The organism is Caballeronia sp. TF1N1 (assembly GCF_022878925.1).
In the GTDB taxonomy this organism is placed as follows: Bacteria; Pseudomonadota; Gammaproteobacteria; order Burkholderiales; family Burkholderiaceae; genus Caballeronia.
In genome coordinates this window covers 209,586-222,385 of the sequence record NZ_CP084628.1, presented here as the reverse complement: position 1 = coordinate 222,385, position 12,800 = coordinate 209,586, and the positions used below count along the sequence as shown (strand labels likewise).

Genomic DNA, 12,800 nt, shown 5'->3' with positions numbered 1-12,800 from the left:
TTCCCGTGAACGCAAAAAGGCCGCTCGAAAGCGGCCCTGGCGTGCTTCAGCATGACGCGTCTAGCTTCTTGGCGTCGTGCCGCGCTTCTCCGTCGCGCGCAAGAAATCGAAGTCGACGCCTTTATCCGCTTGCGTCACCGTATCGAGAAACAGCTTGCGGTATCCACGCTCCGCTGTCGGTATCGTCACGGGATGTCGGGCCGCACGCGCAGCGAGTTCCTCGTCGCTGATGAGCAGGCTGATCTCGCGCTTCGACACGGACAGGCGAATGCGGTCGCCCGTCTGCACGTGCGCAAGCGGCCCGCCGATCGCCGATTCGGGCGTCACGTGCAGCACGATCGTGCCGAATGCGGTGCCGCTCATGCGGCCATCGGAGATGCGCACCATGTCCTTGACGCCCGCCGTCGCGAGCTTGCGCGGGATCGGAATGTACCCGGCTTCCGGCATGCCGGGCGCGCCCTTCGGACCGATGTTCTTGAGCACCAGAATGTCATCGGCGTTGACGTCGAGATCGGCGGAATCGATGCGCGTGGCCAAGTCCGCGCCGTTCTCGAACACCACCGCGCGGCCCTCGTGCTCCATGAGTTCGGCGTTCGCCGCCGACTGCTTGATGATCGCGCCGCCCGGCGCGAGATTGCCTTCGAGGACGGCAATACCGCCTTGCGGATAGATCGGCTTGTCGAACGAGCGCACGACATCCTGCACGAAGGCCGGACCCGCCGCTTCGATCTCCTCGCCGAGCGTGCGGCCCGTGACGGTCAGCGCGTTCAGATTGAGAAGCGGCTTGAGTTCGCGCAGCAGCGTGGCCATGCCGCCCGCCTTATGAAAATCCTCCATGTAATGCGAGCCGGACGGCTTCAGATCGAGCAGCACGGGCGTCTCGCGGCCCATGCGGTCGAGCGCTTTCAGATCGACGTCGTAGCCCATGCGTCCGGCAATGGCGGTCAGATGCACGATGCCATTGGTCGAACCGCCGATAGCCAGCAGCACGCGCATGGCGTTCTCGAAGGCATCGGCGGTGAGGATCTTGTCGATGGTGAGGTCGTCCTTCGCCATCCGCACGGCTTGCGTGCCGGTCATTTCGGCGACGCGCATGCGGTCCGATGTCACCGCGGGCGGCGCGGCGCCGCCCGGAACGGTCATGCCGAGCGCTTCGGCAATACACGCCATGGTGCTTGCCGTGCCCATCACCGAACACGTGCCCACGCTCGCGACGAGCTGGTTGTTGACCGCCGCGACTTCCGTCTCGTCGATCTCCTCCGCGCGAAAACGTCCCCAATAGCGGCGGCAATCGGTGCATGCGCCCACGCGCTCGCCGCGATGCGCGCCCGTCAGCATGGAACCGGTGATGAGCTGTATCGCCGGGATATTCGCCGATGCCGCGCCCATCAGTTGCGCGGGCACGGTCTTGTCGCATCCACCGATCAGCACGACGGCGTCCATGGGCTGCGCGCGAATCATCTCCTCGGTGTCGATCGACATGAGGTTGCGCAGATACATGCTGGTGGGCTGCGAGAACGATTCGGCAATGGAGATGGTCGGGAAGTCCATTGGCAGGCCGCCCGCGAGCATGACGCCGCGCTTGACGGCCTCGATCAGCTGCGGCGCGTTGCCATGACACGGGTTATACGCGCTGCCTGTGTTGACAATGCCGATCACCGGCCGGTCGAGCGCGCTGTCCGTATAGCCCGCGCCCTTGATGAAAGCCTTGCGTAGAAAGAGCGAGAAGCCGCTGTCGCCGTAGCTCGTCAGCGATTTGCGCAGGCCGCCGGGTTGCGGGTCTTGTTCAGCGCCGGACTTTTTCTTGAATGTGTCGCTCATGTTGCTGGCGTCTCCTGTAGGTGTGTCCGCATTATCGCGGCTGGCTTGCGTTGCCGCGACACGTTCGCGCTTGCTTCAAACCATAGAACTTCTTGCTTCCGGACGTGACTATTGCTTCGGTTTGCCCGACCCGTGCCGCGTCCGTTCGATAGAGTCCGCCGCACCGAGAAACGCCTGCACGAGCCGGATGCGCGCGCATGAACGTCCCCATAACAAGCCGACGAGACGCTTGGGCGCGGCATTGGGCAGCGCCCACTTGCGCACGGAAATGCCCGGATACTCGTGCGGCGCCCAGTCCGGCACGAGCGAGACGCCCAGCCCGCGATCGACCAGCGTGGCGATGGCCGCGAGGCCATCGAGTTCGCAGCGCTGATTCGGCTTGATGCCTTGCTGCCGTAAATACGCATCCGCGAGTTGGCCGCCGACCACGTTACGGTCGTAGCGAATGAAGGGTTCTGAAAGCAAGGTGGCGTGGACGTCGTTGACGTTCATCGCGGCGGGCGTCAGAAGCACGAGCGGCTCCGTGCGAAACGTATGCCAGTCGCAGCTTTTCGGGAGATTGAAAAGCGGTTGCGCGATCACGGCGGCATCGAGATCGCCTGCCGTCACCTTGCGATAAAGATCGAGCGACGTGCCCGGCTCCAGGTAGAAGTCCATCTGCGGATGATGACCGAGCAGTACCGCGAGCGCGTCGGGAATGAGGCTGCCCATCATCGTCGCCATGCCGCCAAGACGCAGTTGACCGCCTAATTGATCCGTGTCCTCGATGTCCGAACGCAAGTCGCGAATGTCGTGCAGCACCGCTCGCGCCCGCGCGAGAATGCGCTCGCCGGCTTCCGTCGCGCCCACCGTGCGGCCCGAGCGACGCACGAGCGTGGCGCCGAGTTCGGCTTCCAGCATCTTGACGCGTTGCGCGACGGCGGCGGGCGTCAGATCGAGCCTGCGCGCGGCTTCCGCGATCGAACCCAGTTCGACGACGAACACGAAGCTCTGTAGATAGCGCGAGTCCATCGATAAAAAATTTTGGGTTTGAAGAAGCCAAAGGATACTTCTTCTGCGGCGCGCATGTCATCAGACTCGTTCTTGCGGTTCTTGACGACAATACAGGGAGACAGCCATGCCTATCATCGAATCCATCGCCGTATGCGCGGCCGCGGTGCCGCTCGATCGCGTCACGTCCTTTTCGACGCGCACGGTGTCCACGCGTCATTACGGCCTCGTCAAGGTGCGCTCCACCGATGGCGTCGAAGGCATCGGCTTTTGCTATATCGGCAGCGCAGCGGGCGAATTGCTGACCGTGGCGGTGGAGCAGTTGCTCGCGCCGGTGCTGATCGGCCGCGACTCGTACGCTGTGGAAGGACTCTGGCAGACGATGTATAACGAAGCGCTGTTGCAAGGACGCGCGGGCACCGTGATGCGTGCGCTGTCCATTCTCGATGTCGCGCTGTGGGATCTCAACGCGCGCACGCATGGCGTGGCCTTGCACAAATATCTCGGCGCGAACGAGCTCGAAAGCGTGCCGGCGTACGCGAGCGGTGGCTACTATCTCGACGGCAAGACACCAGAAAAGCTCGGCGAGGAAATGGCCGGCTATGTGGAGATGGGTTTTCGGGCGGTGAAGATGAAAGGCGGGCGTTTGTCGCCGCAGGAAGAGGAGCGGCGCGTAAAAGCGGCACGCGAAGCCGTCGGGCCCGACGTCGAACTGATGATCGACATGAACAACGGCTGGACCGATCTCACGCAGGCCTTGCAGCATGTGCGCCGCATCGAGCAATACGATCCGTACTTCATCGAAGAGCCCTTTTCGCCAGACGATGTCGACAATCACGCGAGGCTTGCGAAAGCCACGCGCATTCCAGTGGCGACGGGCGAGATCGGCTATGGCCGCTGGTATCACAAGGAATTGCTCGACCAGGGCGCGGCCGCGATTCTGCAATCGGATGCGGCCGTGTGCGGCGGCATTACTGAATGGCGCAAGATCGCGGCGACGGCGGCAAGTCATGGCGTCGTGATGTGTCCGCACTGGTTCCACGACCTGCACGCGCCGCTCGTTGCTGCCACGCCGAACGCGCGCTACGTCGAATATTTCTGGGACGATCAGGTGCTCAACTTCCGCCGTCTGGTGGACCGCCAGTTGTCGCATGAGAACGGGCGCGTCAAGCTGCACGACGCGCCGGGTCTCGGTTTCTCCTTCGATGAATCGCAGGTGGCGAAGTACGGGCAGTGGAAGCGGATTTGAAGGCTTTTATTCGGTCCTGGTTGCGATGGCGTGCGCCCGTGTTATCGACGACTCATGAGCTTTAAAGATCGAACCCGAGTTGCGCTTTGCCGAGCGGCGTCAGGTCTTGCATCGTGGCGCGTCCGACGAAGTCGACCTCGAAGTGATCGGCGGGAAAGTCGGGCGGGCTTCTGCCTTCGAGGAAAGCGGGCAATTGGCGCTTGAGATATTCGTCGTTCTTGGCGCACGCAGGCGCCGAAGCGATATACATCACGTTGCTGTAGCCCGCGCCGCGATGCGCGTCTTCCACGGCGTGGATCACGTCGCTGTGCCAGAAGACGGTGTCGCCCGCCTGCATGTGCGGGATCGAAGACAACGCTTCGAAAAGCGGTGCATGAAATTCGGGCTTGATGGAAAGCGCGCGGCCGGGCATGGCGCCGCACAGGTCGTCGTCGGCGACATCGTCCTGAAGGGCGCGCAACAGGATATACGCCATCGAGTTCGCAATCGGCACGAGCTGCAACGTGCCGTCGCCCGGACCTTGCGGCGTGAGCGCGGTCCATCCTTGAAACGTGCGGAACATGGAGCACACCGCGGGCGACGCGATCTCCTCGACATCCGGCCGGAACGCGGCGTCGAATGGGTCATATTGACGCCAGTTGCCGTCGAACACATGCCGGTACACCTTGCGGAAATTTGCTTCGATCCATCGTTCGACCGAGCCGCCGTCGCAATGCGCGGACAGACCCAACGACTCGGAGCCGGGCGGACGTCGGCGCATGCGGTCGGCATACACCGGCACGCGCTCGGGATCGAAATGAACGCGGCCTTCGCTCTCGACGCGCCACAAGCGGTTGAGGAACAAGCGCGCCGCAGTCAAGGAAGGCGCCTGCCGTGCCAGCACCTGCGGCTTCGACCAGTACACGCCGTAAATCTGCGGCTTGCTCGAGGCGAGCTGGCCGAAGTATTTGTCCTCGGCGCGGTTCTGCAGTCGCGTATCGAGGTCGTTGCGCTCGACATACTCCGCGATATCGCGGTCCCATTGTTCGACGATCGATGCTTCGAACACATTGCGGATCACGCACGCACCACGCGACTTGATGAGTGCGATCTGCTCCGCGCTCACGCGCTGCTGCGCGATCTCGGAGAACTGGACTTCAGGAATGACGTTCTCGCCGCGATTACGTCGCTCGGCAATCTCGCTGGCCTCGGCGCGGATTGCTTCTTCCACTTCGGCGAAGACTTCGCGATAGTTCGGCAGCCGCTTGCGAAGCGCTCGTTTGGCTTGCCGGATGGTTGCCGGCAAATCGTCGATTTCAAGTGCCATGGTTGTCTCCGTATGGGTTTTGCCATACCGGCAGAATAGGCCGATCACGCCTGCAGAAGTGATACCATCCGGACAACTTCTTCGCGTCTTCTGCCATGAAACCCGCATACGAACACGTCGAATTCGGTGATGAATGTTCGGTGAGGGTTTACCACCGGCGTCTGCCGCGCATTCCTTTCGAATGGCACCATCATCCCGAATACGAGTTGACGCTCACGCTCAACAGCCACGGCAAGCGTTATATCGGCGATTCGATCGAGGGTTATTCCGACGCGGATCTGGTGCTCGTGCCACCGAATCTCCCGCATACGTGGGCGTCGAACCGTTCGATCGATTCGAGCGTGCCTCAGGTCGCCATCGTGATCTGGTTCAGTGGCGAATGGGCGCGGCGGCTCGCGGATGTCTGCCCCGAATACACACCCTTGCGCGACCTCTTGCGCCGAGCAGCGTGCGGACTGGCGTTCGGTGAGGAAGTCGGCGCCGCGATGCGCACGCAACTCGACAAGCTGCTTTGCAACGCGCCTCGCGAACGCCTGGCCGCCGCGCTGAACGTGCTTTGTTCGCTGGCGGAAGCGCCTGGTCGACCGCTTGCATCGCCTGCTGCGTTCAGTGAGCGTACGGACGGTCCTTCGGGTCACGAACCGGAACGCATCAACCGCGTACTCTCGATGATCGACTCGCGCTTTGCCGAACCGCTGCGTCTTTCCGAGCTTTGCGAGGCGGCCAACGTGTCGGAACGTTCGCTTGCGCGCTACTTCGAGCAGCACATGGGCGAGAGCGTCGGACGATACATCGCGCGGGTCAGAATCGGACATGCCTGCCGCATGCTCGCGCATACGTCCGCGCCGGTGTCCGTCGTCGCGGCGCGCTCCGGGTTTCCGAATGTCGCCAACTTCAACCGGCAATTCAAGGCGATGAAGGACCTCACGCCCGTCGCTTATCGAAGACAATTCGCAGCCGGTGATGTTGCCGAGGCGCACGCCGGGCCGCGTATCACCGAGCGCTCGCCTTCGTTGCAGCGCAATCCGCGCTTGCCGAAGTCGATTGCGTGACGGCGTCATGCGTCACGGTCACGCATGACGCCACTTAAGTTAGCATTGACCCTTCCGCTTTTCCAACCTTCCTTGGAGATGGCTCATGCAATGGCCTGAACCGCGCTCATTCGATGTGAACCTGAATACCGGGCTGATGGAAGGCACGGGCACGCGCTACCAGAAGCGCCTCGACGATCTCGCCGGCTTGTACGCCGATGCAGCCGCCTTCGACGCGCTGGCTTCCGCTCGCGGCAAGGATGTCGTGTACGACGTGACCGATCATCGCCCAAGCGATCAGCCGGGCGACCTCATCACCGGCGTCACGCGCATGTCGCCAGGGAAGGTCGGCCGCGAATACTTCATGACGCGCGGGCATATTCACGCGAACATCGACCGGCCGGAGTTGTATTTTGGTCTGAAGGGCGACGGGCTCATGTCGATGGAGTCGCCGGACGGAGAGACACGCATCGTCGAAATACACGCGCATACCGTGTGCTACGTGCCGCCGCGCTGGATTCATCGTTCCGTCAACACGGGCGCGGAAGACTTCGTGATGCTGTTCTGCTATCCGGCGGATTCGGGGCAGGACTACGCGATCATCGAACAAGCGGGCGGCATGCGCTTGCGTATCGTCGATGACGGTCAGGGCGGCTGGCGCAGCGAAGCGAATCCTGCGTATCGCGAGCGTTCGCAAGCCGACGTGGAAGCGCTGATCGCGCGCGGCACGCGTGCCGAAGGAGCGGCGCGATGAGTTACCAAGCCGCGCAACGGCCGACGTTTTACTTCATCGGCGTGACGACCGCGCAAAGTTCGATCATGCGCGTGTTTCCCGCATGGGCAAGACATCTCGGGCTCGGCAATGTCGAGATGAAGGGTATCGATTTCGAGCCGCATTCGTCGGCGAATGCGTATCGCGAAGCCGTCGAGTTCTTGCGTGACGATCCCTTGTCGGTTGGCGCGCTCGTCACCACGCACAAGATCGACTTGTACGCTGCATGCCGCGATCTCTTCGATGAGATCGATCCTCACGCGCTCATGATGAGCGAAACGAGTTGCCTCTCCAAGCGCAATGGCAAGTTCGTCTGTCACGCCAAGGACCCGATCACTTCCGGCTTCGCGCTCGATGGCTTCCTGCCCCAACAGCATTTCGCAACGACGGGCGCGGAAGCGTTCTCGATGGGCGCGGGCGGCTCGACCATTGCGATGACATGGCATCTGATGCAACCAGGCCGTGGCGCGAATCGGCCGTCGAAGGTGATCGTATCGGACCGTTCCGCGGCGCGGCTCGAGGAGATCGAGCGGATTCATCGAGAGGTCGGCGCTGGCGTTGCATGCGAGTACGTGCTCGTGCAGGACGCAAAGGACAATGACGCGGTGCTCGCGCGAATGTCGCCGGGCGCGTTGGTGATCAATGCGACGGGACTTGGCAAGGACGCGCCAGGTTCGCCGCTCAGCGACGCAGCCGTGTTCCCGGAACGCGCCGTGGTTTGGGAGCTGAATTACCGCGGCGATCTGGTCTTTCTCGAACAGGCGCGTGCGCAGGCGCTTCAAAAGCAATTGCAGATAGAAGACGGGTGGACTTACTTCATCTACGGCTGGACACGCGTGATGGCCGAAGTGTTCCATGTCGAGATTCCGTCGCGTGGACCTGCGTTCGATGAGCTATGCCGGATCGCGGCGGAAGCGGGCAAGCCGGCGCCTGCGCGCCCGGTTGCGTGATGAGCGTATCTACGCGGGACATCGAAAATTGCGCGCTGGATTTGCTTGGCGGACGTGCGGCGACTTCTTCCATTTGTCCATCGGATGTGGCACGCAATCTAGTGAGCGACGAAGATGGATGGCGCGCGCTGATGCCTTCGGTCAGGGACGTAGCCGCGCAAATGGCGCGTGAAGGCAAAGTGCTGATCACACAAGGGGGCGTTACGCTGGACCCCGATGCAATGGGTCAAGGGCCCATTCGCTTGCGGCGCGGGCCGGCTTTTCCGGTATCGGCATAAAGAGCGTAAGCGGTCCGCGTCATCGTCGAGACGACACGGACCCGCTCATGCACGTTAAGAAGCCATCCCCATGGCCGGATCGGAAACGAGGTCCTTGCCATTCTCCACACGTCCCGCGAAGCGTCGCTTGAACGCGTTCAGACCGCTGCACGTGACCATGAAGTCGTACCAGTTGCCGCTATCGGCAATTGGCCAGGTCACTTCGACCACCGAATTCGCAGCCACCGTCGTGACCCACGGACCATTCGTGAGATAGGCCAGCGCTGCCGTCGTGAACGTGCACGACTGATTGCCGCGGTTGTAGAGCTTCACGCTGACGAGCGACGTATCGCACGGCTGATAGCAAACCTGAATCTCGGCATTCGCGGATGCGCTCACTTCCTTCAGATTGCCCGCAAACTCGCGGTGGTAACCATTGGGTCCAAGCACCCACAGATCGTATCGCCCCGCATCGCTGGCAGGCACGGTCCACGTTCCCGTCAGCGACTTGCCGGCCTCCACGACGAAGCGGCGCGGCACGAGTTCGAGATGGTTTCTGTCGTACACATGAAACACCGCGCCCGCGTTGTTCGTGCTGCCATTCGCGAATTCGAGCGCGACCGTGCTTGCGTTGGCGTTCACATGCGCGGTCGTGTGCAGCTCGTAAGGCAAGGCGCGCGACGGACGTGTACCGGTAGCCTGCGCGGGCAACGGCGAACTCGCCGTCACGGACTGCGCCTGGATCGCGGATGCCGCCGCCTGCGACTTGGCGAGCGCATCGGCCGAGTCCTTCGTCGTGCGCCCGGAGAGCGTCGGCAGCGCGGCATCGTTCGGATTGACGAAGTTGAAGCACGAGGTTAGGTCGCCGCAAATCGCACGCCGATAGCTGCTGATCTGCGGTTCGGTCACGCCGAAGCGCTTTTCGAGGAACATGAGCGTCGAGGTGTGATCGAAGACCTGCGAGTTCACAAAGCCGCCACGGCTCCACGGCGAAATCACCCACATCGGCACGCGCGGGCCGGGGCCGTAAGGTCGTCCGTCGGTCTTCGGCTGATTGCTCGTTGCCGGCGCGAAGTTGTGATATTCCACCGCCATGTCGGTGTCGGACAAGGTGCTCGCACCCGCAAGCGTGCCATCGCTTGCGTGCGACGGCGCGCTCGGCGGCGGAAGGTGATCGAAGAAGCCATCGTTCTCGTCGTAATTGACGAGCAGCACGGTCTTGCTCCACACATCCGGGTTCGCGGTCAGCGCATCGAGCACTTCCTGCACGTACCAGCCGCCTTGCGTGGGACTCGACGGACCGGGATGCTCGCTATATACGGACGGCGGGATGATCCACGATACGGCAGGCAGCGTGCCCTTCTGGATGTCGTCGCGAAACGTTTCGAGAAAGCCCTGTGGCATGGTGTTTCCGAAGCCTTTCGCGAGCGGACTCAGGGCGTCGTCGATCGATGAATCGTAGAACGCGCCCGCCGCCGTCACGGGTTGCGTGATGTCCGTGTTCGCCACGTACACCGGTCGCCGTGCGGCGGGCATCTGCTCGATTGCGGTGCGCCAGTGGCGAAAGCTCATCATCTCGTTGCAGCCGAAATTGTCGATGAGGCTTTGATACACCTTCCAGCTCACGCCCGCGTTTTGCAGACGGTCCGCATAGGTCGTCCAGGTCCAGCCGGTTGACGACGAGCCAATGTCATTGCCGCCATTGAACTCGTTGTTCAATGCGGCCACCTTGACCGGCGCGTTGGTCGACGGACTCAAACCGTTGGGACCGTTCGTGCCGGTCCAGTAGAAGAGACGGTTTGCAATCGTGCCGGTGTGCATGCCGCAGTGATACGAATCGCACAGCGTGAAGGCGTCCGCGAGCGCGCGATGAAAGGGCACTTCGACCGTTTCGTAATAGCCCATCGACAAGGGCTTCTTCGCGGTCGGCCATGCGGCCATGCGGCCGTTGTCCCATGCGGCCTGCGAGTCGGACCACGTATGCGGTGTGCTGCCCGCGCGCAGTGCGTTGCCTTTCGACTCGTCGAGATGATAGGGAATCAGCGTGCTCGTCGAGCCGGAACTCGTGTAGTTCTGATAGAAGACGTTTGCGCCGTTCGGCGAGGGAATGGCAAAGCGGTCGCCATAACCGCGCACGCCCTTGAAAGTGCCGAAATAGCTGTCGAACGAGCGGTTTTCCAGCATCAGCAACACGACGTGCTGAACGTCCCTGATCGTGCCGGTGACATTGTTCGCGTCGATGGCGAGCGCGCGCCGAATAGCAGGCGGGAACGTCGAAAGCACGGCGGCGGAAGCGGCGGTGCCAAGCGACGTCTTGATGAAACTTCGTTTAGATGGACTGAATGTCATGCCATTGATGAGTTTTTGATGTGGGAATGCGACTCAGGGAGCCGGCGCGCAGTGGCTGATCTTGCAGGACGACGCGTTGGTCGAGGCGGGCGTTGCCGACTTGTCGTCTCCTCCGCAAGCGGCGAGCGTAAGCGCGATGCAAATCAGCGCGCTTGCCAGCGACGGTCTGCCGAGCGCAGTCAGGTGGGGCATGGTTGTCGTCATCAGAAAAAGAACGAGTGAGAAACTGGATGGAATTTTCCGGCCGGACATTCCATGTTCGTAAGCAGGCGCCTAATTTCTGACGGAAATGTAAAGGTAATTTTTGGCAGAAATATGAAGGTTCAAGAAAGTCGTTCGAAATTCGGTAGGCTTGATGCCTTTCGGACGGCGGGCGCCAGGCTCGCTGCTTGCGCTGCACGCCAGGTTCATCGCGCTTCGACTTCACTCGTACTCAAGGAAACTCACTCATGCTGAAAATCCATCACCTCGGGCACTCGCAATCCGAGCGTATCGTCTGGCTGTGCGAGGAGCTCGATGTTCCATACGAGCTCGTCAAGTACACGCGCGATGCACGCACCATGCTGTCACCGCCCGAACTCGTCGCGTTGCATCCGCTGGGCGCGGCGCCGCTCATCGAAGTCGATGGCATGTTGCTCGCCGAGTCCGCGGCTATCGTCGAGTTCATTCTCGCGCGCCATGACGACGGCAGATTGCAGCACGCGCCGGATCATCCCGACTTCGCGTCCTATCTCTACTGGTTTCACTTCGCGAACGGCAACCTGCAGCCGGTCATGGGACGCTCGATGATGATCGGCCGCGCCGGTTTGCCGCCGGATCATCCGGTGCAAACCGCCGTGCAGGGACGGCTCGATAAAGTGCTGGCGCTCATCGAAGATCGGCTGGGACAGGCGGACTATCTCGCGGGTAGCGACTTCACGGCCGCCGACATCATGAGCGTATTTTCGTTGACCACCATGCGTATTTTTCAGCCGCTGGACCTTTCACCGTATCCCAACATACGGACATATCTGCAACGAATCGGCGAACGCCCGGCGTATCGGCGAGCGATGAAGAAGGGCGATCCCGACCTGACGCCGATGCTTACCTAGGGACATCGATGAAACGCCGGGCGCAGGCCGGTTCCGGCGTTGTCGTTCCCCGTTGCGCGGCCTCGCCCGAAGTCCGCTGCGCCGAAAATCTAGTAGTAGATCGCATTTTGGCGCAGTAACGTCGATGCACGGAGCGACCCCTCTGTCGGACGCAGCTCAACGTTACCGAGGACAACGATATGGTTTCCAGAAACGACGGCCGCCTCGCCGGCAAGGTGGCGATCATCAGCGGCGGCGCGGGTGGATGCGGCGCGGCGGCATCGGAACTGTTCGCGCAACAGGGCGCGAAGGTCGCCATCATCGACCGGGACGTGGATGCCGCCATTGCGCTCGCTTCCCGGCTCAACGAAGCGGGATTCGAAGCGCTAGGTCTGGGTGCGGACGTCTCCTGTCAAGCCGATGTCCAGAAAGCCGTCGCAGCCGCGAAAGAGCAATATGGCAACGCGGACATCCTCTTCAATCACGCCGGCACGCTGATCGTCAAACCGTTCCTCGAAATAGAGGAATCGGAATGGGACTGGCTGATGGGCGTGAACGTCAAAAGCATGTTCCTCATGACGCAGGCTGTCCTGCCGCAGATGCTCGAAAAGGGCAAGGGCAGCATTGTGTGCACCTCGTCGATCTCGGCGGTCTACGCCACGCCCGGCGAAGTGCTCTACGACGCGACCAAGGGCGCATGCCACATGTTCGCCCGCGCGATAGCCGTCGAATACCGCGATCGGGGCATTCGCTGCAACGCCGTGGCGCCTGGATTCATTCGCACGCCGCACGGCATGCGCGAGCTTCGCGACCTGCAGGCAATGGGTGTCGATGCCACTGAGGCCGCCATCGCGCTTCAGCAGGGCAGGCTTTGCGAGCCGTCCGAAGTCGCTGCTGCGGCGCTGTTTCTGGCATCCGACGAAGCGAGCTTCGTCAACGGAACGCATCTCTTCGTGGATAACGGCTTCTCCGCCGTGTAAAGAATCCGGTAGCGCTTCGAAATTT

At 62.0% G+C, this 12,800-nt stretch carries 12 protein-coding genes; 7 read left to right on the top strand and 5 right to left on the bottom strand.

Features of this window, described 5'->3' with window-relative positions; all coding sequences use genetic code 11:
* Positions 1-60: 60 nt before the first annotated feature.
* Together LDZ28_RS21840 and LDZ28_RS21835 are read right to left on the bottom strand one after the other, a co-directional pair.
* On the bottom strand, positions 61-1,821 hold the full coding sequence (locus tag LDZ28_RS21840; protein WP_244830618.1) for an IlvD/Edd family dehydratase: 1,761 nt from the start codon (positions 1,819-1,821) through the stop codon (positions 61-63).
* A gap of 108 nt (positions 1,822-1,929) precedes the next feature.
* On the bottom strand, positions 1,930-2,832 hold the full coding sequence (locus tag LDZ28_RS21835; RefSeq protein WP_244830616.1) for a LysR substrate-binding domain-containing protein: 903 nt from the start codon (positions 2,830-2,832) through the stop codon (positions 1,930-1,932).
* 106 nt (positions 2,833-2,938) lie between these two features.
* On the opposite strand from LDZ28_RS21835, the gene LDZ28_RS21830 reads away from it, so the two are divergent.
* The gene (locus LDZ28_RS21830) at positions 2,939-4,060 is read left to right on the top strand and encodes a mandelate racemase/muconate lactonizing enzyme family protein (RefSeq protein ID WP_244830614.1); all 1,122 of its coding nucleotides are present in this window, start codon (positions 2,939-2,941) and stop codon (positions 4,058-4,060) included.
* 61 nt (positions 4,061-4,121) lie between these two features.
* On the opposite strand, the gene LDZ28_RS21825 is transcribed toward LDZ28_RS21830, so the two are convergent.
* Positions 4,122-5,366 (bottom strand): DUF1479 domain-containing protein, encoded by a 1,245-nt coding sequence (locus LDZ28_RS21825; protein WP_244830612.1) that lies wholly within the window; start codon positions 5,364-5,366, stop codon positions 4,122-4,124.
* Positions 5,367-5,461: 95 nt separating this feature from the next.
* On the opposite strand from LDZ28_RS21825, the gene LDZ28_RS21820 reads away from it, so the two are divergent.
* The 4 genes from LDZ28_RS21820 to LDZ28_RS21805 all read left to right on the top strand — a co-directional run bounded on the left by LDZ28_RS21820 (position 5,462) and on the right by LDZ28_RS21805 (position 8,397).
* Positions 5,462-6,418 (top strand): AraC family transcriptional regulator, encoded by a 957-nt coding sequence (locus tag LDZ28_RS21820; RefSeq protein ID WP_244830610.1) that lies wholly within the window; start codon positions 5,462-5,464, stop codon positions 6,416-6,418.
* 85 nt (positions 6,419-6,503) lie between these two features.
* Positions 6,504-7,151: a glucose-6-phosphate isomerase gene (locus LDZ28_RS21815; RefSeq protein WP_244830608.1), complete on the top strand. Its 648-nt coding sequence runs from the start codon at positions 6,504-6,506 to the stop codon at positions 7,149-7,151.
* Positions 7,148-8,119 carry a shikimate dehydrogenase gene (locus LDZ28_RS21810; RefSeq protein ID WP_244830606.1) on the top strand — a complete coding sequence of 324 codons (972 nt, stop codon included), beginning with the start codon at positions 7,148-7,150 and terminating at the stop codon, positions 8,117-8,119. Before LDZ28_RS21815 ends, LDZ28_RS21810 begins: the two co-directional genes overlap by 4 nt.
* Entirely contained in the window at positions 8,065-8,397 is a 333-nt protein-coding gene (locus tag LDZ28_RS21805) for a DUF3253 domain-containing protein (protein WP_370652248.1), read from the top strand. The genes LDZ28_RS21810 and LDZ28_RS21805 overlap by 55 nt, the downstream gene beginning before the upstream one ends.
* 54 nt (positions 8,398-8,451) lie before the next feature.
* Here the strand turns inward: LDZ28_RS21805 and LDZ28_RS21800 are convergent, their stop codons facing one another.
* The gene (locus LDZ28_RS21800) at positions 8,452-10,725 is read right to left on the bottom strand and encodes a phosphocholine-specific phospholipase C (RefSeq protein WP_244830598.1); all 2,274 of its coding nucleotides are present in this window, start codon (positions 10,723-10,725) and stop codon (positions 8,452-8,454) included.
* Positions 10,726-10,758: 33 nt separating this feature from the next.
* Positions 10,759-10,917: a hypothetical protein gene (locus LDZ28_RS21795; RefSeq protein WP_244830596.1), complete on the bottom strand. Its 159-nt coding sequence runs from the start codon at positions 10,915-10,917 to the stop codon at positions 10,759-10,761.
* A 257-nt stretch (positions 10,918-11,174) separates the two neighbouring features.
* On the opposite strand from LDZ28_RS21795, the gene LDZ28_RS21790 reads away from it, so the two are divergent.
* Positions 11,175-11,816 carry a glutathione S-transferase family protein gene (locus tag LDZ28_RS21790; protein ID WP_244830594.1) on the top strand — a complete coding sequence of 214 codons (642 nt, stop codon included), beginning with the start codon at positions 11,175-11,177 and terminating at the stop codon, positions 11,814-11,816.
* A gap of 179 nt (positions 11,817-11,995) precedes the next feature.
* A complete protein-coding gene (locus LDZ28_RS21785) occupies positions 11,996-12,775 on the top strand; it encodes an SDR family NAD(P)-dependent oxidoreductase (protein WP_244830592.1) in 780 nt (259 codons plus the stop codon).
* Positions 12,776-12,800 lie beyond the last annotated feature (25 nt).

Excerpts from the sequence above, each read along its gene's own strand:
- LDZ28_RS21840 (WP_244830618.1), bottom strand. The coding sequence starts at position 1,821 with ATGAGCGACACATTCAAGAAAAAGTCCGGCGCTGAACAAGACCCGCAA.
- LDZ28_RS21835 (WP_244830616.1), bottom strand. The coding sequence starts at position 2,832 with ATGGACTCGCGCTATCTACAGAGCTTCGTGTTCGTCGTCGAACTGGGT.
- LDZ28_RS21830 (WP_244830614.1), top strand. The coding sequence starts at position 2,939 with ATGCCTATCATCGAATCCATCGCCGTATGCGCGGCCGCGGTGCCGCTC.
- LDZ28_RS21825 (WP_244830612.1), bottom strand. The coding sequence starts at position 5,366 with ATGGCACTTGAAATCGACGATTTGCCGGCAACCATCCGGCAAGCCAAA.
- LDZ28_RS21820 (WP_244830610.1), top strand. The coding sequence starts at position 5,462 with ATGAAACCCGCATACGAACACGTCGAATTCGGTGATGAATGTTCGGTG.
- LDZ28_RS21815 (WP_244830608.1), top strand. The coding sequence starts at position 6,504 with ATGCAATGGCCTGAACCGCGCTCATTCGATGTGAACCTGAATACCGGG.
- LDZ28_RS21810 (WP_244830606.1), top strand. The coding sequence starts at position 7,148 with ATGAGTTACCAAGCCGCGCAACGGCCGACGTTTTACTTCATCGGCGTG.
- LDZ28_RS21805 (WP_370652248.1), top strand. The coding sequence starts at position 8,065 with ATGCCGGATCGCGGCGGAAGCGGGCAAGCCGGCGCCTGCGCGCCCGGT.
- LDZ28_RS21800 (WP_244830598.1), bottom strand. The coding sequence starts at position 10,725 with ATGACATTCAGTCCATCTAAACGAAGTTTCATCAAGACGTCGCTTGGC.
- LDZ28_RS21795 (WP_244830596.1), bottom strand. The coding sequence starts at position 10,917 with ATGCCCCACCTGACTGCGCTCGGCAGACCGTCGCTGGCAAGCGCGCTG.
- LDZ28_RS21790 (WP_244830594.1), top strand. The coding sequence starts at position 11,175 with ATGCTGAAAATCCATCACCTCGGGCACTCGCAATCCGAGCGTATCGTC.
- LDZ28_RS21785 (WP_244830592.1), top strand. The coding sequence starts at position 11,996 with ATGGTTTCCAGAAACGACGGCCGCCTCGCCGGCAAGGTGGCGATCATC.